We start from the raw sequence: 20,622 nt of genomic DNA, 5'->3' as shown, positions 1-20,622 counted from the left end.
TTAACCACGTCTACCTCCGCTTGATGATCTTGACGAGCTACTTGAACTTCGACTACTGCTGCTGCTTGATGATCTTGTTGAAGATCCACTAGAGCTCGATGAGCTTCTTGTGCTTGGTGTGTAAGTAGAGCTTCCTGAACTAGATGAAGATCTTGTGCTTGAAGGAGAAGAGCTTCTGCTACTTGTTGATGGTGTGTATGTAGAACTACGTCTTGTTGTAGTTGATGTTGATCTCGATGTTGAATTTGTAGACGGCGTTCTAGTTACAGTAGATGTCCTTCTAGATGTTGTTGAGCTAGGCGTTGAGCTTCTTCTAACTGTATTACCGTTAATTGTAGAACTAGATGTGCTACTTCTTCTCGTTGTTGTATTGTATTTTGATGTAGAGCTGCTACGTCCTGAAGTAGTTGAAGCACTAGTACGACGACTTGTGTTTACTGCAGTTCCATAGCTAGTTCTTCTACTAGCATTGTATGCTACTCGGTTATTATTGTAATTTCTATTATTGTAGTTGTAGTAACCACCTCTGTTACCCCAGTATCCGTTAAAACCATTGTAGCTCCAGTTGTTGTAATAACCCCAGCCGCCATAACCGCCATAAAAAATATTGTTGTAACCTCCATAACGGTATGGATTATAGTAGCCCCAGTTGTTAAATCTGTTCCAACCCCAGTTGTTGTATCTATTCCATTCCCAACTGTTGTAACCCCAATTATTCCATCCGTAGTTATTCCATCCATTGTCTATATAAGTAATAGTAACGTTATTGGTGGCTTGTCCCCAGCCTGCATAACCTTGGTACGTATTATCAGTTGCAATAGCTTCTTCATCAGTGTAATTGTCACTTTCGTAACTATCAATATCTGTGAAAATTTCACTATTCACTATCATTTGTTCGGTTTCTAAAGCACCTGTTTTAAAATAATTTTCGTAATATTTACTATTTGAGCTGCTTGGAGTTGCAACTTCTGCTTCTTCGTTTTGAACAACGCGAACAGTTTCCTCGCCATAAATTCCATCATTGTCAACACCTACGTATTGATATGAGCCACAAGATGACACACTAATTAGCAAAGCAAGCAGTGCTAAGTTTGGCATTTTTTGTTTTAAGTAGCTATTTAATTGCATATCTGTATAATTTTATTGTTGGACACTACAAAAATAGTTAGTTTTGCTGAACTATTTTATTATTTAACATAATCACAATTTTTGTGCCAAAACATCAATATGAGCAAAAAACTTACTAGTAGAGCAGAAGATTATTCTAAGTGGTATAACGAACTCGTTGTAAAAGCCGACCTAGCGGAGAATTCTGCTGTTAGAGGTTGCATGGTAATCAAGCCTTATGGCTATGCTATTTGGGAGAAAATGCAAGCGGAATTAGATAAAATGTTTAAGGAAACAGGACATCAAAACGCTTATTTTCCTCTTTTTGTACCGAAAAGTTTATTTGAAGCTGAAGAAAAGAATGCTGAAGGTTTTGCTAAAGAATGTGCTATTGTTACACATTATAGATTACAGAACGATCCTGATAGACCAGGGAAGTTACGTGTAGATCCGGAAGCAAAGTTAGAAGAAGAGCTTATTGTTAGACCAACGTCTGAAGCTATTATATGGAATACGTTTCGTGGTTGGGTACAATCTTATCGTGATTTACCTTTATTAATAAACCAATGGGCCAATGTAGTGCGTTGGGAAATGCGTACACGTTTGTTTTTACGTACCGCTGAGTTTTTATGGCAAGAAGGGCATACAGCTCATGAAACTAAAGCAGAAGCGCTAACGGAAGCAGAAACAATGAATAATGTATATGCAACATTTGCTGAAAAGTTTATGGCTATACCAGTTATTCAAGGTTTAAAAACCGAAAGTGAACGTTTTGCTGGAGCAGATGAAACCTATTGTATTGAGGCCTTAATGCAAGACGGAAAAGCATTGCAAGCCGGAACCTCTCACTTTTTAGGGCAAAACTTTGCAAAAGCATTTGATGTTAAGTTTGCTAATAAGGAAGGAAAGCAAGATTATGTTTGGGCAACCTCATGGGGAGTGTCAACACGATTAATGGGTGCTTTAATAATGACGCATAGTGATGATCTTGGATTAGTTCTGCCTCCAAGTTTAGCGCCAAACCAAGTTGTAATTGTTCCTATATATAAAACGGAAGAAGATTTAAACGCTATTACGGAAGTCGCAAATACTATAATGGGCGATCTACGAAGTAAAAATATGACGGTTAAATTTGATAATAGAACCACGCATAGGCCAGGAGCTAAATTTGCACAACACGAATTACAAGGCGTACCTTTACGTATTGCAATTGGAGCAAGAGACCTCGCAAATGGAACTGTTGAGATAGCAAGACGTGATACTTTAACAAAACAAGTTGTTGCTTTAAGCGATTTAACAGAAATTATTGAAGGCTTATTAAAGGAAATGCAAGAAGGTTTGTTTAAAAAAGCATTAGATTTTAGAGATTCTCACATTACAGAAGTGAATTCTTTTGAAGAATTTAAAAATATTTTAGAAAATAAAACAGGATTTATTTCTGCGCATTGGGATGGTACAATTGAGACAGAAGATAAGATAAAAGAGATCACAAAAGCCACTATTAGATGTATTCCTTTGGAATTCAATGAAGAAGAAGGAGTGTGTGTCTATTCTGGGAAACCATCGAAAGGAAGAGTGTTATTTGCAAAGGCATATTAATTAAAAAAAAATGCAAAAAACTTTTAAAAAAACTTGCAAAACTTAAATTAAGATGTATCTTTGCACCCGCAATGGAAAACATTGTTAAGTTATTTGAAAAGAAAATAATTTATTTGAAAAAATAAATTTGCAAGTTAAAATAAAAGTTTTATATTTGCACACTCAAAAAATAATGGCCCGTTCGTCTATCGGCTAGGACGCCAGGTTTTCATCCTGGTAAGAGGGGTTCGATTCCCCTACGGGCTACAATTTTAAAAAATTAAGAAAAAAACAAAATGGCAAATCATAAGTCAGCATTAAAAAGAATTAGAAGTAACGAAGCAAAGCGTTTAACTAACAAATATCAGCATAAAACAACTCGTAATGCTATCAAGAAATTACGTGATTTAACTGATAAGAGTGAAGCTGAAACTTTATATCCTTCAGTTGTATCTATGTTAGATAGATTAGCTAAGAAGAACGTAATTCACGCTAACAAAGCTGCAAACCTTAAATCTGGTTTAGCTAAATTTGTTGCTGCACTTTAAGAGTGATTTAAAATTTATGATACTAAAAGCTTCTCAGAAATGAGAAGCTTTTTTTTTGGATTTTTTTAATGCGCTTTATAGTGCGAAAAGTAATTTAAAAATATAAATTTGCAAATAGAATAAGTTTATTAACCACATAATAATAGCACCGTTGGAAAATCAAAAAGCAAATAAATTAGTCGATAAAATTCTTAAGGATCTTGATGAATCAGGTATTAATAAAGAAGCGCTAATTGACGATATTAAGGAATTAAGAACTTATGCTTTAGAAGAGCAAATACCTTTAGTGGTAAAAGTATTAAGACTAACTTACGAGCATTTAGAAGAGAATAGTACGTTTCTTATTCCTATACTTGATGATGAGCCTTTAGAAGATGAAGAAGAAGGCGCTGAAGGAGTAAATGATTTGGATACACCGGTAGAGAGTTTAAAATACTTAATAGCGCTAACTAAAAATCTTAACAACAAAGGTAACATAGCCGATTTAAGAGAGTATAAAGATCTTTTTGCACGCTACTAAGTCTTACTTTATAAAACTTATGTAATAGGTTTTAGAATAGATTAAAAAACCCCTTAACATTTTTGATGTCAAGGGGTTTTTTTATTTTATCGATTATACTCGTTTTTAAAATACAGGTGTATATATTACTAGGTGAGGAGTTTTGTTCATTTGAAATAAAAGTTTTAAAAAAGGACTTTTACTTATTTGTTGAAGGTTCTATTTAATAACCCCATTGCAAAATATAAAACAGGAGAAATAAGCATTTCTTGAATGCCTCCAGCAAAGTGCCTTGCGTTTAATGATATTTCATGAATAAACCAATCAAAAAGCCCCATGACTCCAATTATAAACAAACCAGAAATATGAATAAAATGCCAAAGTGAAGACATCCAGGTGTCTTTTAGTTTTCCTAAATGAAAAGTACCTATAAAATAAACGGCTACTGTAGTAGCAAAGGTGATTAGGTGCCTAATTTTCGACGGAATAGAGGCTGTGTTCTTGTTTTCTGCAAAAAAGATGTAATACCAAGAGTAAACAATAATAATTAATATAAGCCCAACAATGAATCGAACTTTATCTGATTTATACAGTTTCATTTTTTAAATGAATTTTACGGGCAAAGTAACCCCAAATTATTAATGTCGCCGTGTATACTACAGCTTTAAAAAGGTAATGGTGAGCAAAATCGAAGTAAACGTCGAAATATTCTTTTAAATAGATAAGACCTACGCATCTTAAAATGTTTATAACATCTAAAAGTAGAATACCATAAATGATATATTTTGTTTTCCTCCAAAATGATGAAGGCATACAAATAATAAATCCAATATAAAGTACAAACACTTCTAAACCGTTACAGGCATTAGCAATGTATAATGAAATGTAATCGTAGTGATAAATTGCTGATATTTCGTTAACGGTTTCTCCGCCTTCGAAAATAAAACTTGTGTTTTCCCTTTCCGTAGAGAAATCACTCATACCTCCTAAGTTATTTAAGAGATAAGTAGATGCTTTAGCAACGTGTGTAGTTAATGGGTGATCTAAGTATTGAGAGTCATAAAGAAAGCCAGAATATATAACCTTCCATATTATAAAAAGCAATAAGGCTTTTCCGAGAAAAAGCCTTATTGGTAATGGTATGTCTTTTTGTAGAGATTTAAGATTTAGCATCTTTCTTTCCACGTAATTTTTTAACACCTAAAGCAGCAGCTCCTAACATAAGGAAACCAAGACCACCATCTAAAGGTACTGAGTCTGGATCAGTTGGAGTAGATCCACCACCGCATTTTCCAGAGTGTGCACTCCTACATCTTCTACATTTACTACCGGTATCGTTATGCCTTAGATTACAGTTTGTAATACCATGACTACACCTGCTACCTCCACCTACTACCATAAAGTGTGTAGTTGCTAAAGTTACGTTTGTCGTTGAAACAGCACTAACTGAAGTTGCGTTCGCGTTAGTAGAGAAAGTGAATGCTAATATAATAGCGAGAGCACCAATTATATTAACAAGAGATTTTTTGTTGTTGTTCATCATTTTTCAGCTTTGAATTAATTAATAGCTTAATAGCGTGTCAAAAATAGTAACTATTTCAATAACAAAATATGTATTATTAGTATTTTCGATAAAACATGAAATAAAGTCTACTAAATACCGCTTTACATTTGGTTTAGACTGAAAATTGTTAGCTTTTATTCTGTTTTAGTGTTAATTAGAAAGAAGAACAGACCCTAAAAGTTAATACTTTAAGTGTTTGTTGTTTTATAATAACGTAACATAATTAAGGTCTAAACTTGCGTTAGCGATTTTAGTGGTTAGCTTTTGGCGAGGCGAGCATCGAGCCAAAACTAGTAACGGAAAGCGCGACCCTTGTGGTAACGCCAAAATTATGGTAAAAAAAAAGCCTTAACTTTTACATTAAGGCTTTGTGTATATTTTGAAGGTTTTATCCGTTCATTGAGATTAAAAACTCTTCGTTATTTCGGGTTTGTTTAAAACGATCGTTTATAAATTCCATGGCTTCTACCGGGTTCATATCTGCAAGGTATTTACGCATTACCCACATACGTTGTATGGTATTGGCATCGAGTAAAATATCGTCGCGACGTGTGCTTGAAGAGGTTAAATCGATAGCAGGGAAAATTCTACGGTTAGATATTTTTCTATCTAATTGTAACTCCATATTACCAGTTCCTTTAAATTCTTCGAAAATTACTTCGTCCATTTTAGAACCTGTTTCTGTAAGCGCTGTAGCAATAATGGTAAGCGAACCTCCATTTTCTATGTTACGAGCCGCTCCAAAGAAACGTTTTGGTTTGTGTAAGGCGTTAGCATCTACACCACCACTTAATATTTTACCAGAAGCGGGTTGTACACTATTGTACGCACGTGCTAAACGCGTGATAGAATCTAATAGAATTACTACATCGTGACCACATTCTACTAAACGTTTTGCCTTTTCTAGAACAATATTTGCAATTTTTACATGCTCGTGCGCTTCTTTATCAAAGGTAGATGCGATAACTTCTCCGCGAACGTTACGTTGCATATCTGTTACCTCTTCCGGACGTTCATCAATTAATAAAATCATTTGATAAACTTCTGGATGGTTTGCTGCAATAGCATTAGCAACATCCTTAAGTAACATGGTTTTACCTGTTTTTGGTTGCGATACAATCATACCACGTTGCCCTTTACCTATAGGTGCGAATAAATCCATTATTCTAGTTGAGATTGTACTTTGACGCCCTGCTAAATTGAATTTTTCCTGAGGAAATAATGGTGTTAAATGCTCGAAGGCTACACGGTCTCTAACCACATTTGGATTTTGGCCGTTAATTTTACTAACCTTTATTAAAGGGAAATATTTTTCGCCTTCTTTTGGTGGGCGCACTTGTCCTAAAACGGTGTCACCAACTTTTAAACCAAATAATCTAATTTGCGATTGCGATACATATATATCATCTGGAGATGATAAGTAGTTGTAATCTGATGAGCGTAAAAATCCATACCCATCTTGCATAATATCTAAAACCCCTTCACTCTCAATAATAGCATCGAATTCAAAATCTGGCTCACGGTAGCGGTTACGGCTATCTTTATTACCATTGCTTCCAGTATGTACGTTACCGTTTTTCTGGTTTTTGTTTTGATCGCGTTTTTGTTGAGGTTTTGGTCTTGGATTTGGTTGATTTTCGTTTTTGCGTTCCTTTTGAGGGCGCGGTCTTGGTTTAGGTTTATTTTCTACTTTAGCCTCAACTTTTTCAGTTTTTTTGGCTGGTTTATTATCTACCTTAGTGTCTTCTTGTTTAGGTTCTGCTACGGGTTTTATCTCTGATGCTTGCTCAGCAGGTGTATCAGTAGTATTTGGTGTTGGTTTTTGTAAACGTTGTCTAGGTTTTCTAGGTTTTGGTTTAGCTGCAGGTGTTTTTTCAGCTGCTGGTTTAGCAGGAGCAACTACTGCATCTACCGCTTTTGGGTCTGCGGCTTGAGTATCTAATATTTGATAAACTAAATCTAATTTTTTTAATGAACGGTACTTAGGAACGTTCAGTTTTTTAGCAATCTCCTGTAGGTCAGTGAGTTTCTTTTCTTTTAATTGTGAAATTTCAAACATTGATATATTTTGAATATTATATATTGAATATAAAATTGAGTTTTTTGAAAAAAATGAATTTTTATTCTGAAGAATTAACCGCCTGTTATTGCGGTTGTTGAGAATTAATACTGCAATTATACAACTTTATTTTAATTTTTTAGGCTATTTTTTTAAAGAAACCGTTATTTTTGCTAACTAGTTAGTTAAAATAATATGTTACAACGCATTCAAACAGTTTATTTATTAGTAGCAGCAGGAATCTCTGCTGGGTTAATTTTTGTGTTCAATTTATGGACCACAAATACTGATGAGTTAGTGTTTGCAATAGACGATATATTGTACTTTGGTCTCTTTTTAGGGTCGGCGGTATTATCTTTAATTTCTATATTTATGTTCAAAAATAGGCAACTCCAATTTGTTTTGGGGAGGCTTAACATCATATTAAACTTTATTTTATTAGGATTTTTTGTGTATCAATCTCTAAATTTATCTGGAGAGACGGCGGTTTCTGAGAAAGGTATTGGGATGCTTCTTCCACTTGTTTCTATCGTGTTGTTAGCTTTAGCTAATAAGGCCATCAAGAAGGATGAAGACCTCGTAAAATCTGTAGATCGATTACGATAAACCTAACATCTTAGTAGTATTAGTGCGTTAAAACTCCGAAGTGAAAGCTTCGGAGTTTTTTATTTTTATTCTGTTTTTAGTTTAAGGCATAAAACTAATTAGTTTTTGGATGCCGATCAGGGAACTCTACAACTTCAAGATTATCAATTTTTTTGCCGTCAATTGTAAAGCGTAGCATGGTTCTTACTTTATGAAAGCCATGTTTTCCAACAGCACCAGGATTCATATGTAACACATTTAATTTTTTATCGGGCATCACTTTTAAAATATGAGAATGCCCAGAAATAAAAATTTTTGGAGGATTTTTTCTAATCTCTTCAATCACTCTTAAATTATATTTAGGCGGGTAACCGCCAATATGTGTAATCCAAACATCTACACCTTCACACATAAAGCGATTGTGTTCCGGAAATTCACCACGCGCTTTAGCATCGTCAATATTACCGTAAACGCCTCTTAATGGTTTGAGTTCTTTGATAGCATCGGTTACTTTTAAATCACCAATATCTCCAGCATGCCAAACTTCATCGGCTTGTTTGACATATTTTAAAACATCATCATCTATATAACTATGGGTGTCCGAAAGGAGTAATATCTTTTTCATTAAAATCTTTTAATATATAATTAAGATTTGAGTATTCACAAGAACCTTAAAACTGACTATATTTGTTCTTTCAACAAAAGTATTAAAACAAATTGCGATATTTTATAGAACTTTCATATAACGGTGCAGCATATCATGGTTGGCAAATACAACCCGATGCCATTTCGGTACAAGAAGTTTTAGAAAAAGCTTTATCGGTTTTATTAAATACGTCAATTTCTATAATGGGTGCAGGGCGTACTGATACAGGTGTGCATGCGAAGCAAATGTTTGCGCATTTTGATTTTGAAGGTGATATAGATAACGTAGATTTGGTTTTTAAACTCAATTCGTTTTTACCTAAAGATGTTGCTATTCACGATATATTTAAAGTGAAAAAAGATGTGCATACACGTTTTCATGCCGTGAGTAGAACATATTTGTATCGCGTTTCTTTACATAAAAATGTTTTCAATGTCGATGCTGCTTACAATGTGAAGCAAAAGTTAGATATTGAAAAAATGAAAGAAGCCACTAAAATATTGTTGGAATACAACGATTTTGAGTGTTTCTCTAAGAGTAAAACAAATGTAAATACCTTTTTGTGTAATATAATGAAGGCCGAATGGCAATTGGTAGATGGCGAATTGCATTTTACTATTAAAGCTGATCGTTTTTTACGTAATATGGTGCGCGCCATTGTTGGTACCTTAATAAATATTGGTTTAGGGAAAAATCCGGTAGCACATTTGCATAGCATTATTGATTCTAAAAATAGGAGTGAAGCTGGATTTTCTGTTCCTGCTCACGGTCTATATTTAATTGAAGTAGAATATCCAGAAGATATAAAAATATAAATGAGTAAACCCAAAGAGAAAATATTTGACGTTAACCTTTTTAAAAGGTTATTCACTTACATAAAACCTTATAATTTGGTTTTTGTTGGCTTGCTAATTATGGTGGTTTTATCTGCTGCTTTCAGTGCAGCAACACCTTATTTAACCAAATATGCCATAGATAATAGTATTGCTGTAAAATTGAAAGAAGATTTTCTGTTCTATATTATAATTATGTTGGTAGTTTTAATTCTGCAAACGGTTATACAGCTTTGTTTTATTTACTACGCGGCATGGTTAGGACAGAATTTAGTGAAAGATGTGCGAACTAAATTGTTCAATCATTTACTACGTTTTAAAATGAAGTATTATGATAATTCATCGGTAGGTGTGCTTATTACAAGATCGGTTACCGATATGGAACGTATTGCCGATATTTTTGGTCAAGGTTTGTTCATGATCGTAAAAGATTTACTGACCATGATTGTTGTTTTCGCCGTTATGGTTTATATCAATGTAAAGCTTAGTATTATTGTATTTATCATGCTTCCTTTATTATTATACGCTACAAGAATTTTTCAGAAAGTAATGAAAAAGGCTTTTGAAGAAGTAAGAACAGAAGTATCAAACCTAAATTCTTTTGTGCAAGAACGCTTAACAGGAATGAAAATTCTACAACTTTTTACAAGAGAAGATACCGAGTTTAAAAAGTTTAAAGCCATAAATGAGCGTCATAAAAAAGGATGGTTAAAAACCGTTTGGTATAACTCTATTTTCTTTCCATTGGCAGATTTATCGGGTTCTATAGCGATGGGCTTAGTGGCTTGGTATGGCGGTTTACACGTGGTTTTGGAAGCTAGTGATGTATCTCAAGGTGATTTAATTGCCTTTATCATGTTTATCCCAATGCTATTTAGGCCTCTGCGCCAAATTGCAGATAAATTTAATACCCTACAAATGGGAATGGTCGCTGCAAACCGCGTATTTAAAGTTCTGGATACTACTTCGCAAATTGATGATCACGGAACACATATTGCCGAAACTTTTAAAGGAGATATCGATTTTGAAAATGTGTATTTTAATTATGTTGAAGATGAAGCTGTATTAAAAGGGATTTCTTTTAATGTGAAATCTGGAGATACCGTTGCAATAGTTGGAGCTACAGGAGCAGGGAAATCTACTATTATTAATTTACTTAATCGTTTTTATGAAATTAAAGACGGAGTTATTTCAGTAGACGGTATTGATATAAAGGATGTTACTTTAGAATCTCTTCGAACTCAAATAGCTGTTGTTTTACAAGATGTATTTTTGTTTGCAGATACTATTTTAAATAATATTACTCTAAATCATCCAGAAATTACAGAACAGCAGGTTTACCAAGCGGCAAAAGATATCGGGATTCACGATTTTATTATGTCGTTACCAAACGGATATCATTATAATGTAAAAGAACGCGGGGTGATGCTATCTTCTGGTCAGCGTCAGCTTATTTCCTTTTTACGTGCTTACGTTACTAACCCAAGTATTTTGGTTTTAGATGAAGCGACTTCGTCTGTTGATTCTTATTCAGAACAACTTATTCAAAATGCGACCGATAAAATCACAAAAGGCAGAACCTCCATAGTTATTGCGCATCGTTTAGCAACCATTAAAAAGGCTGATAAAATTATCGTGATGGATTCTGGTAAAATTGTTGAGCAAGGCACGCATAATGAACTTCTTAAAAAAGAAAATGGTTATTACAGAAACTTATATGAAGTTCAGTTTTTAAAGGAAGATGTTGCCTAATCTTTATTAGTTGATATTGTTTAGCTCACTAATTTTTTAGATAAAAAACTGCATAAAGTATACCGAAAATTAATGCTATAATCATCGGGAAAAGGAAGCTCATTACAACGTATAAAATAGTTCTCAATATTGTCGATTTCCACGAAAACTCATATAACTTTTTGTAAACATGAGCCATATAAAACAAGGCTGGAATAGAAATTAATTGCGATGCGTTGTAGAAGTTTAATCCAAAAGGTAAAGTTATTAAAATCATGAAAAATGATATAATAAACCAGTGTGCCGAAGTATAGGTTATAATCACGAAATGTTCCGCTACGTTATACTTTTTCGACTTTTTAAATACAAATCTTGAGATTAGGGAATATACAGGAATAGACACCAAAGTAATAACACTTTGATATTCTGTAATGAAATCCATAACACTGTTAATATCGAAACCTTCTGGTTGTTCAAGTCCTGAGCCATATTGTAATAGTTCTGGGAAGAATTTCTTCAGAATAAAAAACTGAAGTCCCATAAGAGTTATCGATAACCCTAAATAAGAAATGACATTTACATATGTTTTTCTAAAGCCCTTAACATAGCTGTCAATAACCAAATCAGGCCTTGTAAATAAATCTATAAAAGTTTTTAAAAGCTTATTATCAATACTTAAAAACTGATTGATAAAATGAGCAAAAAAAGATTTCACCGTCAGGCGTTTGTAAGCTGTTTTTTCGCCACATAAATTACAGAAATTACTTTTTTCAAGTAGTGAATTTTTGCAATTTTTACAGGCTAATTTCATTTAAGCTAAATCTGTTTTTATAATTTCGGTAAGTGCATTAGTATCATCAAAAACAACAAATTCTCCATCTTTAAAATAAGAAATGTGTCCGGTTTCTTCACTTACAACAAGCGCTAAAGCGTCTGTTTTTTCGGTAACACCAATAGCTGCTCTGTGACGAAGTCCAAAACGTTTCGGTATGCTTCTATCATTATTAACAGGAAGAATTACACGAGTGGCCTTAACAATATTATCGTTTATAATAATGGCGCCATCATGCAACGGACTATTTTTAAAGAAGATACTTTCTATAATAGGTTGAGTTACTTTTATATTCATTTCGTCACCAGAGGCGGCAATAAAATCTAAGTTATTATTACGTTCAAAAACAATAAGGGCACCCGTTTTAGATATTGCCATTTTATTACAAGCCGATACAATAACGTCAACATCGGTAGCATCGCTAGTTTCTGTTTTTAAGAATTTAAATTGTTGTAAAAATTTGCGTCGTCCGTTAAAGTTAGTCGAACCTACCATTAACAAAAACTTCCTGATTTCTGGTTGAAAGACAACAATTAAGGCTATAATCCCCACTTTCATGAAGCCTCCAAAAATACCGGTAAGTAATTCCATTTCTAGAAATTCGGTAAGCTTCCAAACAAAATAGATAATAATAATACCAATAAAAATATTGATGGCAACTGTGCCTTTTGTTAGTTTATAAACATAATAAAGGAGCACTGCTACCAGAATTACATCAATAATATCAACAATTTTAAAGTTTAAGAGGTCATTAAAAATTTCCAATGGTGAAAGTATTTTTGTAAATTTAGTGAATAAAGGTTAATTAAAAATAAATTCGTTGTTTGAGATTTTACTTTCTTTTAAATCGGCTTTTTCTAACAGTGATTTATAAGTTATATAATCTTGAAAGTTTAAATCTACATTGAAATTTAAATAGATATTGCGGTTGGCAAGATCTTGTTTTTTTAAATCAGCCAATAGATTATTTTTGTCTGTTTTAGTGGAAGTTAAACTGCTATCAACTTCTATTATCGATATGCTGTTGGTGTTATCAAATGATATAGAAATAGCGTTTTTGCTTTCATTTAAATCTGAAAGTTTTGCTAAGTATTCCCAGCTCGTTTCTTCATGATAAACAGTTTCAGTAAATTCAATAAAACCTAAGCTTTTTAAACTCGTATCATTACAAGTAAAGTAGTTTTTAATACCTTCTTTTTTATGTCCTGCGTTTTTCTTTTTATTCTGAAGAAATGTAATCTGCGGAATAGCCAACTTTAAACTTAAGCGTTTATCGACGTTAACGAGCCAATTGGTTGTGCTAATTAAGTTTTTACGGTTTAATTCGATGCTGTCTTTTTCCGAATCGTAAAAAAGATAGGCTGGAGAAATATCATCGATTTCTGTTATTTTAGAATGACTAATTTCAGGTAGTTGTAGTATTTTTTCATTATCGCAAGAAAAAAAAAGAACGGTAATAAAAAAGGCAAGTAAATGTTTCATTTTAAGCATTGAGAGATTCAACAAGTTTAATAGTTTCCATGGCTTCTTTTACATCGTGCACGCGTAAAATAGATGCGTTTTTCAGCAAAGCAATAGTGTTTAAAACCGATGTGCCATTTAGAGCTTCTTTAGCTGTATTGTTAAGCGTTTTGTAAATCATCGATTTTCTAGAAACACCAACAAGTAATGGTTTTTCGAGTATGTTAAATAATTCTAAAGTGTTTAAAAGTTGAAAGTTTTGTTCTAAAGTTTTTGCAAAACCAAAACCAGGATCTACAATTAGGTCCATAATACCAAGTTCTTTTGCAGCCATTAAACGTTTAGAAAAATAGAATATAATATCTTTAACCAAATTGTTGTAATTGGTATGTTGTTGCATGGTTTGCGGAGTGCCACACATATGCATCATGATATAGGGTACGTGCAAGGCCGCAACCGTTTTCAGCATATTATCATCGAGCTTTCCTGCCGAAATATCGTTTATTAATGCCGCACCAGTTTCAATAGCTTGTTTTGCGACCTCGCTTCTAAATGTGTCAATAGAAATTAAAATTTCAGGAAAGGTTGTTGTTAGAAGTTCTACTATCGGCAAAATCCGTTTTAACTCTTCAGCTTCACTTACATGGTCGGCATTTGGACGCGAACTATATGCACCAATATCAATAAAAGTAGCGCCTTCAGTTAGCATTTTTTCGGTATGGTTCAGAATAGATTTTTCATCTTTATACTGTCCGCCATCATAAAATGAGTCTGGTGTTAAATTTAAAATCCCCATCACTTTTGGCGACGATAAATCAATAAGTGTTCCTTTGCAATTAATGGTCATAACCTCTTAAAATGTCAATATTTTCAATATTAAATATCAAACCTAAAACTTTAAAATTGTAACGTCAAACTTCCTCTTAAAAACTTTTGAACTTTAAACAATTTAAGCGAAATTTACACAAAATATAATTGATACATGCCAGATACTTCAAAACAATACGATACGGTTGTAAATACTTGTAAAAGTTTATTCATTAAAAAAATGAGCGACTATGGAAGTGCTTGGCGAATTTTACGTTTACCATCGCTAACCGATCAGATTTTTATAAAAGCCCAACGTATTCGAGGTTTACAGCAAAACGATGTTAGAAAGGTAGATGAAGGTGAAGTAAGCGAATTTATAGGTATTATAAATTACTCTATTATGGCGCTTATTCAGTTGGAATTAGGTGTTGTAGAACAGCCCGATTTATCGACAGAAGAAGCTACCAAATTGTATGAAAAGCACATTTTGGTTACCAAAACTTTAATGGAAAACAAAAACCATGATTACGGAGAAGCATGGCGAGATATGCGCGTGAGTAGTTTAACCGATTTAATTTTGCAAAAATTACTTCGTGTAAAACAGATAGAAGATAATAAAGGTGAAACTTTAGTAAGCGAAGGCATTGATGCTAATTATCAAGACATGATTAATTATGCCATTTTCGCAATGATTCATTTAGGTGAAGACCATTAATTTAGGTTAACAGTAAGCACATTTCAAAACTTAAGCTTAGGGTTTAAGTTTCATATAAAAACATATCACATGAAATTTTTAGTAGGTATAAGCCGAGTATTTGTAGGAGTTCTATTTATTATTTCCGGATTCATTAAGCTTAACGATCCGTTAGGTTTTTCATATAAATTAGCCGAATATTTTGGTCAAGATGTTTTAAACTTACCATTTTTAGAGCCTTATTCTTTAATGATTTCGGTGCTAGTTGTTGTGTTCGAAGTTGTTTTAGGTGTATTTCTACTCATTGGTTATAAACCTAAGTTTACTGTATGGAGTTTGTTATTAATGATTGTTTTCTTCACATTTTTAACTTTTTATTCAGCATATTTCGATAAAGTAAAAGATTGCGGTTGCTTCGGTGACGCCTTGAAATTAACACCATGGAAAGCTTTACAAAAGATGTTGTGTTACTGTTTTTTATTCTCATTTTATTTGCGGGAGTAAAGCACATAAAACCCCTTTTCGGAAAGCTAGGTACAACCGTTTTAGCTCTACTAAGTTTTATTGCAAGTTTATGGTTTGGTTACCATGTATTAATGCATTTACCAGCAATAGATTTTAGAGCATACCACATTGGGGCTAATATACAAGAGGGCATGACGGTGCCTGAAGGTGCAGCAAAACCGGTAACAGAATATGCTTGGAAATTTAAAGTAAATGGCGAAGAAAAAATTATAACTACTAATGGTTCTTACCCATCTGTTGAGGGTGAATTTATAAGTGTAGATACTAAAGAAATTTCTGCAGGTTACGAGCCGCCAATTTATGATTTTTCAATAGAAACAGCAGATGAAAATTTAACCGATTACTTTTTAAATAGAGATAATCTAATTGTTGTTATTTCTTATAATTTAGAAAGTATAGAACAAGGAGGAGCTTTAAAATTAAAAGCATTGCAAGATGAAGCTAGAAGAAACGGTTACGAAATTATTGGGTTATCTGCCTCTGGAGAAGCTGCTAAACAGCGTATAGCAGAAGCTTACGATATTGATTTTAAGTTTTATTTATGTGATGAGAAAGCTCTGAAAACCATTGTGCGTTCTAACCCTGGAGTTATAGAATTAGATAAAGGAACAATTAAACAAAAAGTACATTGGAACGATCTAGACGACCTTAAATTACCGAAAGTAGAAAGAGCTCCTGAGCCTGTTAAAGTAGAAAATATTTTATATCAAATAGATGGTGTAGCAGCAACGAAAGCAGAGGTTGAAGCGCTTGATGCAGACACTATAGAATCGGTAAATGTTTTAAAAGATCAAAACGAAGAGCTAGACTCTATGAACACTGCAAATACTAATAATTATACAGGGATAGTAAAAGTGATGCTAAAAAAATAAGGCATCATGCTTTATTGAAATTTTATCTAGACCAATAATTAATACCCAGCAATTATTTTGAATTACTTAATAAATAAAATAGCATACGCCATCCTAACATTATTTGGGGTTGTTACTGTTATTTTCTTTTTATTTAATGTGCTTCCCGGAGATCCTGCGCAAATGATGTTGGGCCAAAATGAAGATAGTGAGCAACTCGCCATAGTGAAGCAAAAATATGGTTTTGACAAGCCTTTAGGAACGCAGTATTTATATTATTTAAACGATTTGTCACCATTGTCATTTCATTCTAAAGAAAAAGATGATTATACTTTTTTGCGCGAAGGAAAATATACAGCGAGTAAATTATTCACTATAGGGAATACAACCACGGTTTTAAAATTTCCTTATTTGAGAGAATCCTTTACAAAACAAGGAAAAAAAGTAAGTCAGGTATTAGGCGAAACCTTACCCAATACTTTTGTTCTAGCTGTTTCAGCCATTGTAATAGCCATGATATTAGGTGTTATTTTGGGTATTGTATCTGCTTTGTACAAAGACCAATGGATCGATAAAACAATTCAAATATTTAGCACGCTAGGCATGAGCGTACCTTCTTTTTTTAGTGCCATACTGTTTGCTTGGTTTTTTGGTTTTGTACTGCATGAATATACCAATTTAGAGATGACGGGTAGTTTGTACGAACTAGACGATTTTGGAGAGGCTATGCACATAAAATGGAAAAACTTAATACTTCCGGCAGTTGTTTTAGGTATACGCCCGTTGGCGGTGGTTATTCAGCTTATGCGAAATTCTTTGCTAGAGGTTTTTAATCAAGATTACATTAGAACAGCAAGAGCTAAAGGACTTAGTGAATTTCAAATTATAAAAAAACATGCTGTAAAAAACGCCTTAAATCCTGTAGTTACAGCAATATCAGGTTGGTTTGCATCTATGCTTGCAGGAGCCGTTTTTGTAGAATATATTTTTGGGTGGAACGGCCTTGGGAAAGAAATTGTAAATGCCTTAAACACTCTAGATTTACCGGTAATTATGGGCGCTGTATTGGTAATTGCTGTATTATTTGTAATTATCAACATTTTTGTCGACTTAATCTACGTTTGGTTAGATCCAAAAGTTAAATTAAAATAAATATTTATTTCCGCAAAAGCGTAAACATTTCAAACACTTTTTATATGAACAAGATTAAATATATTTTCGTTTTATTAATCACTTTTTTAAGCTGTAAAGACGAGCCAAAACAATTTTCTGCCGAAGCTTTAAATGATACCTTTATTGCTCAAAATGGCGACGAGGTAACCTTCCAAAGCATATTAGATAAACACCAAGGTAAAACAATAGTTATCGATGTTTGGGCATCTTGGTGTAGCGATTGTATTAAAGGTATGCCTAAAGTTAAGGCGCTACAAGCCAACAATCCAGAAATAGGCTATGTGTTTTTATCTTTAGATAGAGAGCAAGGGGCTTGGCAACGCGGTATTGCAAAATACCAAGTAAATGGCGACCATTATTTTATGCCAAATGCTAAAGATTGTGATTTTGCAGATTTTTTAAATATCAGTTGGATTCCTAGATATTTGGTAATAAATAAAGCTGGCGAAATCGTTGTATTTAATGTTATTGAAGCTGATGACGATAAGTTAATAAAAGCTATAAAAAATTAACTATTTTAGCAGTAGAAAACAACAATTACTAACTTTTTTAAAAAAATATCCTTGTCAATTTAGGGAAGGTTAAAAGGCAACTATGAGAAAAAACATTGTAGCAGGAAACTGGAAAATGAATAACGATTTAGCGCAAACCGAAGCGTTAATTACTGCGTTAAAAAATCAAACAACAAGCTCTAATGCAGAAGTAATGGTAGCACCAACCTTTACCAATTTATTTCAGGCATATCAAGCATTAAAAACTTCTAATATAGAAGTTATAGCACAAAACATGCACTTTGCAGAAAATGGAGCCTATACAGGTGAAATTAGTGCAAGTATGTTGAAAAGTATTGGCGTTAATACTGTAATTTTAGGTCACAGTGAGCGTCGTGAATATTTCAATGAAACCGATGAGTTACTTGCTAAAAAAACCGATGCAGCTCTAGCAAAAGGTATGCGTGTAATTTTCTGTTTTGGTGAAGAATTAGCCGATAGAAAATCTGGAAACGAAGAGACTATAGTTGGTAATCAAATTAAAAATGCATTGTTTCATTTAGAAGCAGCGGCATTTCAAAACATTGTGTTAGCCTACGAGCCTGTTTGGGCCATTGGTACTGGAGAAACAGCAAGCCCAGAGCAAGCTCAAGATATGCATGCATTTATTAGAAAAACTTTAGCCGATAAATACGGAAATGATGTTGCCGATGAGGTTTCTATCCTTTACGGAGGTAGCGTTAAGCCAGCAAATGCTGAAGAAATTTTCTCTAAACCAGACGTAGATGGTGGTTTAATTGGAGGAGCAGCTCTAAATGCGGAAGATTTTTTCGCAATTGTAAATGCTTTTTAAAACATACAATTAGTTAAAAGTAATTAGGGCGTTACCCGAAAAGGGCCGAGCTTACCGCAGTCGCTTTTTTGTGTTGCATAGGTGCAACCACACAAAAAGAGCTCCAACAAAGCCTCAATCTCTAACACGGGCTAACCTGCAAAATGTAGAGACAGCCCTTTTGGGTCTTCATTTTTGCAAAGTTCTATTTAAAATAAATTAAATACGTCAACTTTTTTAATGATGTATTGAAAATGTAAAACACTTTATCATTCACTTGATAAGGTGTTTTTTGTTTTATAAATACCGGTTATTTTCCTTTAAATCTTTTGTCATTTCTATGCAAGGAGAAATCACACATACTTGGTTATAGAGAATATAAACAATTAGAATTTCTGTTTACGAAATCAAGTTAGATATCTCCGAACGTCCGAAAGGCTAAAACCATCATAAAGCAGTCGCTTCAAAATAATTTTTAATAAAATTTTATCACGAACTCCGTTAATAACGCTTAAATTTGCACTTTAATAAAAAATCAAATGTCAAATATTATTTATATTGGGTACTATTTTAAAGTAGCGCCATTACAGCCAGCCGTAGAGATTTTAATAGCAGAACTTGGTTACGCTGGTTTCGAGAGTTTTGTAGAAAACGAAGATGGAGCAACGGCTTACATTCAAAAAGAAGAATGGAATGCTAATATTTTAGACGATGTTCAAATATTAAAATCTGATGAGTTTGAAATTACTTACGAATTCAATGAAATAGAACAAACGAACTGGAACGAGGAATGGGAGAAAAATTTTAATCCTATTATTGTTGACGATGCCTGTTCTGTTAGAGCACCTTTTCACGAGAAACCAGATACAACTTATGATATTATTATAGAACCAAAAATGAGTTTTGGTACAGGGCATCATGAAACGACACACATGATGATTCAGCATATTTTAAAAACAGATTTGAAAGATAAATCGGTTTTAGATATGGGTTGTGGTACTGGAGTTTTAGCGATTCTTGCAGAAATGAAAGGGGCAAAACCTCTAGATGCTGTAGATTATGATAATTGGTGTTACCTTAATAGTTTAGAGAATGTAGAGCGTAACAATGCTGAGCATATCACGGTTATAGAAGGCGATGCTTCTGCTTTAAAAGGTAAAAGTTACGATGTTATTATAGCAAATATTAACCGCAATATTCTACTTCAAGATATGGCAACTTATGCTGCTTGTTTAAATAAAAATGGTATGTTATTTTTAAGTGGATTTTATGCTGAAGACATTCCGTTAATAACAGCCGAATGTGAAAAACATTTGTTAAAATTTGAAGAAAAGTTAGAAAGAAACAATTGGGTATCGTTAAAATTTTTAAATTAGTAACATATTTAAACCGTTAACCAAGTGTTTTCCGATAAGGAAACATAAGAAAGACATAGTGTAAATTATGAGTATACAAGAAAAAACATTCGAAGAATTATTGCTAGAAGAAGAAGTTTTAACTCAAAACGAGATTGTTTTGCATAACGACGATGTAAATACTTTCGATCACGTTATTGATACATTAATTTATGCTTGCGAGCATACACCAGAACAAGCAGAACAATGCGCTATGTTAGTGCATTACAAAGGGAAATGTACGGTTAAAACAGGCTTATTAGACGATTTAAAACCACGTTGCTCTATGCTGCTAGAAGCAGGCTTAAGTGCAGAGCTCGTGTAAAACACATATATACAATAATCAAAAAAGACCTTTCATTAAAATGAAAGGTCTTTTTTTGTGATGTTTAGATCTTTTACCTTAAAA

Annotated in this window: 24 protein-coding genes and 1 tRNA gene; 15 read left to right on the top strand and 10 right to left on the bottom strand. The window is 33.3% G+C overall.

Annotated features, from left to right (window positions below):
• Positions 1-1,128 carry a hypothetical protein gene (locus GQR98_RS01000; protein ID WP_159017872.1) on the bottom strand — a complete coding sequence of 376 codons (1,128 nt, stop codon included), beginning with the start codon at positions 1,126-1,128 and terminating at the stop codon, positions 1-3.
• A gap of 99 nt (positions 1,129-1,227) precedes the next feature.
• Between GQR98_RS01000 and proS the strand changes: the two genes are divergently transcribed.
• The 4 genes from proS (at position 1,228) to GQR98_RS00980 (ending at position 3,753) form a co-directional block, all read left to right on the top strand.
• The gene (gene proS, locus GQR98_RS00995) at positions 1,228-2,706 is read left to right on the top strand and encodes a proline--tRNA ligase (protein WP_159017871.1); all 1,479 of its coding nucleotides are present in this window, start codon (positions 1,228-1,230) and stop codon (positions 2,704-2,706) included.
• 174 nt (positions 2,707-2,880) lie between these two features.
• Positions 2,881-2,952, top strand: a tRNA-Glu gene (locus tag GQR98_RS00990).
• A gap of 29 nt (positions 2,953-2,981) precedes the next feature.
• Positions 2,982-3,233 (top strand): 30S ribosomal protein S20, encoded by a 252-nt coding sequence (gene rpsT, locus GQR98_RS00985; protein ID WP_159017870.1) that lies wholly within the window; start codon positions 2,982-2,984, stop codon positions 3,231-3,233.
• 151 nt (positions 3,234-3,384) lie between these two features.
• Complete coding sequence (locus GQR98_RS00980) at positions 3,385-3,753, top strand: hypothetical protein (RefSeq protein ID WP_159017869.1); 369 nt, start codon at positions 3,385-3,387, stop codon at positions 3,751-3,753.
• A 182-nt stretch (positions 3,754-3,935) separates the two neighbouring features.
• On the opposite strand, the gene GQR98_RS00975 is transcribed toward GQR98_RS00980, so the two are convergent.
• From GQR98_RS00975 to rho, 4 genes are all read right to left on the bottom strand, one after another.
• Positions 3,936-4,331 carry a hypothetical protein gene (locus tag GQR98_RS00975; RefSeq protein ID WP_159017868.1) on the bottom strand — a complete coding sequence of 132 codons (396 nt, stop codon included), beginning with the start codon at positions 4,329-4,331 and terminating at the stop codon, positions 3,936-3,938.
• Entirely contained in the window at positions 4,318-4,905 is a 588-nt protein-coding gene (locus tag GQR98_RS00970; protein WP_159017867.1) for an archaeosortase/exosortase family protein, read from the bottom strand. The genes GQR98_RS00975 and GQR98_RS00970 overlap by 14 nt, the downstream gene beginning before the upstream one ends.
• Positions 4,892-5,275 carry a PID-CTERM protein-sorting domain-containing protein gene (locus tag GQR98_RS00965; RefSeq protein WP_159017866.1) on the bottom strand — a complete coding sequence of 128 codons (384 nt, stop codon included), beginning with the start codon at positions 5,273-5,275 and terminating at the stop codon, positions 4,892-4,894. The genes GQR98_RS00970 and GQR98_RS00965 overlap by 14 nt, the downstream gene beginning before the upstream one ends.
• Before the next feature lie 409 nt (positions 5,276-5,684).
• The gene (gene rho, locus GQR98_RS00960) at positions 5,685-7,355 is read right to left on the bottom strand and encodes a transcription termination factor Rho (RefSeq protein WP_159017865.1); all 1,671 of its coding nucleotides are present in this window, start codon (positions 7,353-7,355) and stop codon (positions 5,685-5,687) included.
• Between the two features lie 195 nt (positions 7,356-7,550).
• Here rho and GQR98_RS00955 point away from each other — a divergent pair, with 195 nt between their 5' ends.
• Positions 7,551-7,961: a DUF4293 domain-containing protein gene (locus tag GQR98_RS00955; protein WP_159017864.1), complete on the top strand. Its 411-nt coding sequence runs from the start codon at positions 7,551-7,553 to the stop codon at positions 7,959-7,961.
• 94 nt (positions 7,962-8,055) lie between these two features.
• Here the strand turns inward: GQR98_RS00955 and GQR98_RS00950 are convergent, their stop codons facing one another.
• Complete coding sequence (locus GQR98_RS00950) at positions 8,056-8,565, bottom strand: metallophosphoesterase family protein (RefSeq protein WP_159017863.1); 510 nt, start codon at positions 8,563-8,565, stop codon at positions 8,056-8,058.
• 92 nt (positions 8,566-8,657) lie between these two features.
• Between GQR98_RS00950 and truA the strand changes: the two genes are divergently transcribed.
• Complete coding sequence (gene truA / locus GQR98_RS00945) at positions 8,658-9,401, top strand: tRNA pseudouridine(38-40) synthase TruA (protein WP_159017862.1); 744 nt, start codon at positions 8,658-8,660, stop codon at positions 9,399-9,401.
• Entirely contained in the window at positions 9,402-11,171 is a 1,770-nt protein-coding gene (locus GQR98_RS00940; protein WP_159017861.1) for an ABC transporter ATP-binding protein, read from the top strand.
• A gap of 28 nt (positions 11,172-11,199) precedes the next feature.
• On the opposite strand, the gene GQR98_RS00935 is transcribed toward GQR98_RS00940, so the two are convergent.
• The 4 genes from GQR98_RS00935 to folP all read right to left on the bottom strand — a co-directional run bounded on the left by GQR98_RS00935 (position 11,200) and on the right by folP (position 14,290).
• Entirely contained in the window at positions 11,200-11,865 is a 666-nt protein-coding gene (locus GQR98_RS00935; RefSeq protein ID WP_159017860.1) for a DUF3667 domain-containing protein, read from the bottom strand.
• A gap of 96 nt (positions 11,866-11,961) precedes the next feature.
• Positions 11,962-12,747 (bottom strand): diadenylate cyclase, encoded by a 786-nt coding sequence (locus GQR98_RS00930; RefSeq protein ID WP_159017859.1) that lies wholly within the window; start codon positions 12,745-12,747, stop codon positions 11,962-11,964.
• A 36-nt stretch (positions 12,748-12,783) separates the two neighbouring features.
• Complete coding sequence (locus GQR98_RS00925; protein ID WP_159017858.1) at positions 12,784-13,464, bottom strand: hypothetical protein; 681 nt, start codon at positions 13,462-13,464, stop codon at positions 12,784-12,786.
• Position 13,465: 1 nt separating this feature from the next.
• Positions 13,466-14,290, bottom strand: a complete 825-nt coding sequence (gene folP / locus GQR98_RS00920; RefSeq protein WP_159017857.1) for a dihydropteroate synthase — start codon at positions 14,288-14,290, stop codon at positions 13,466-13,468.
• A gap of 135 nt (positions 14,291-14,425) precedes the next feature.
• Between folP and GQR98_RS00915 the strand changes: the two genes are divergently transcribed.
• The 8 genes from GQR98_RS00915 (at position 14,426) to GQR98_RS00885 (ending at position 20,538) form a co-directional block, all read left to right on the top strand.
• Positions 14,426-14,968 (top strand): DUF1599 domain-containing protein, encoded by a 543-nt coding sequence (locus tag GQR98_RS00915; protein ID WP_159017856.1) that lies wholly within the window; start codon positions 14,426-14,428, stop codon positions 14,966-14,968.
• A gap of 69 nt (positions 14,969-15,037) precedes the next feature.
• Complete coding sequence (locus GQR98_RS19285; RefSeq protein ID WP_317164204.1) at positions 15,038-15,451, top strand: MauE/DoxX family redox-associated membrane protein; 414 nt, start codon at positions 15,038-15,040, stop codon at positions 15,449-15,451.
• A complete protein-coding gene (locus tag GQR98_RS19280) occupies positions 15,388-16,344 on the top strand; it encodes a DoxX family protein (RefSeq protein ID WP_317164203.1) in 957 nt (318 codons plus the stop codon). Before GQR98_RS19285 ends, GQR98_RS19280 begins: the two co-directional genes overlap by 64 nt.
• Before the next feature lie 54 nt (positions 16,345-16,398).
• The gene (locus tag GQR98_RS00905) at positions 16,399-17,475 is read left to right on the top strand and encodes an ABC transporter permease (RefSeq protein ID WP_042503068.1); all 1,077 of its coding nucleotides are present in this window, start codon (positions 16,399-16,401) and stop codon (positions 17,473-17,475) included.
• 44 nt (positions 17,476-17,519) lie between these two features.
• Positions 17,520-18,008 (top strand): TlpA family protein disulfide reductase, encoded by a 489-nt coding sequence (locus tag GQR98_RS00900; protein ID WP_159017855.1) that lies wholly within the window; start codon positions 17,520-17,522, stop codon positions 18,006-18,008.
• An 82-nt stretch (positions 18,009-18,090) separates the two neighbouring features.
• Positions 18,091-18,840 (top strand): triose-phosphate isomerase, encoded by a 750-nt coding sequence (gene tpiA, locus GQR98_RS00895; protein ID WP_159017854.1) that lies wholly within the window; start codon positions 18,091-18,093, stop codon positions 18,838-18,840.
• Between the two features lie 518 nt (positions 18,841-19,358).
• A complete protein-coding gene (prmA, locus tag GQR98_RS00890) occupies positions 19,359-20,195 on the top strand; it encodes a 50S ribosomal protein L11 methyltransferase (protein ID WP_159017853.1) in 837 nt (278 codons plus the stop codon).
• A gap of 67 nt (positions 20,196-20,262) precedes the next feature.
• Positions 20,263-20,538 (top strand): ATP-dependent Clp protease adaptor ClpS, encoded by a 276-nt coding sequence (locus tag GQR98_RS00885; RefSeq protein WP_042497325.1) that lies wholly within the window; start codon positions 20,263-20,265, stop codon positions 20,536-20,538.
• The last annotated feature ends 84 nt before the right edge of the window (positions 20,539-20,622 follow it).

The sequence above is a fragment of the Algibacter sp. L3A6 genome (genome assembly GCF_009796825.1).
Classification (GTDB): Bacteria; Bacteroidota; Bacteroidia; order Flavobacteriales; family Flavobacteriaceae; genus Algibacter.
This window is presented reverse-complemented; position numbering and strand designations above follow the sequence as displayed.

Bases quoted from the DNA above. Each gene is read 5' to 3' on its own strand.
- GQR98_RS01000 (WP_159017872.1), bottom strand. From the start codon at position 1,128: ATGCAATTAAATAGCTACTTAAAACAAAAAATGCCAAACTTAGCACTG.
- proS (WP_159017871.1), top strand. From the start codon at position 1,228: ATGAGCAAAAAACTTACTAGTAGAGCAGAAGATTATTCTAAGTGGTAT.
- rpsT (WP_159017870.1), top strand. From the start codon at position 2,982: ATGGCAAATCATAAGTCAGCATTAAAAAGAATTAGAAGTAACGAAGCA.
- GQR98_RS00975 (WP_159017868.1), bottom strand. From the start codon at position 4,331: ATGAAACTGTATAAATCAGATAAAGTTCGATTCATTGTTGGGCTTATA.
- GQR98_RS00970 (WP_159017867.1), bottom strand. From the start codon at position 4,905: ATGCTAAATCTTAAATCTCTACAAAAAGACATACCATTACCAATAAGG.
- GQR98_RS00965 (WP_159017866.1), bottom strand. From the start codon at position 5,275: ATGATGAACAACAACAAAAAATCTCTTGTTAATATAATTGGTGCTCTC.
- rho (WP_159017865.1), bottom strand. From the start codon at position 7,355: ATGTTTGAAATTTCACAATTAAAAGAAAAGAAACTCACTGACCTACAG.
- GQR98_RS00955 (WP_159017864.1), top strand. From the start codon at position 7,551: ATGTTACAACGCATTCAAACAGTTTATTTATTAGTAGCAGCAGGAATC.
- GQR98_RS00950 (WP_159017863.1), bottom strand. From the start codon at position 8,565: ATGAAAAAGATATTACTCCTTTCGGACACCCATAGTTATATAGATGAT.
- GQR98_RS00940 (WP_159017861.1), top strand. From the start codon at position 9,402: ATGAGTAAACCCAAAGAGAAAATATTTGACGTTAACCTTTTTAAAAGG.
- GQR98_RS00925 (WP_159017858.1), bottom strand. From the start codon at position 13,464: ATGAAACATTTACTTGCCTTTTTTATTACCGTTCTTTTTTTTTCTTGC.
- folP (WP_159017857.1), bottom strand. From the start codon at position 14,290: ATGACCATTAATTGCAAAGGAACACTTATTGATTTATCGTCGCCAAAA.
- GQR98_RS00915 (WP_159017856.1), top strand. From the start codon at position 14,426: ATGCCAGATACTTCAAAACAATACGATACGGTTGTAAATACTTGTAAA.
- GQR98_RS19285 (WP_317164204.1), top strand. From the start codon at position 15,038: ATGAAATTTTTAGTAGGTATAAGCCGAGTATTTGTAGGAGTTCTATTT.
- GQR98_RS19280 (WP_317164203.1), top strand. From the start codon at position 15,388: ATGGAAAGCTTTACAAAAGATGTTGTGTTACTGTTTTTTATTCTCATT.
- GQR98_RS00900 (WP_159017855.1), top strand. From the start codon at position 17,520: ATGAACAAGATTAAATATATTTTCGTTTTATTAATCACTTTTTTAAGC.
- tpiA (WP_159017854.1), top strand. From the start codon at position 18,091: ATGAGAAAAAACATTGTAGCAGGAAACTGGAAAATGAATAACGATTTA.
- prmA (WP_159017853.1), top strand. From the start codon at position 19,359: ATGTCAAATATTATTTATATTGGGTACTATTTTAAAGTAGCGCCATTA.
- GQR98_RS00885 (WP_042497325.1), top strand. From the start codon at position 20,263: ATGAGTATACAAGAAAAAACATTCGAAGAATTATTGCTAGAAGAAGAA.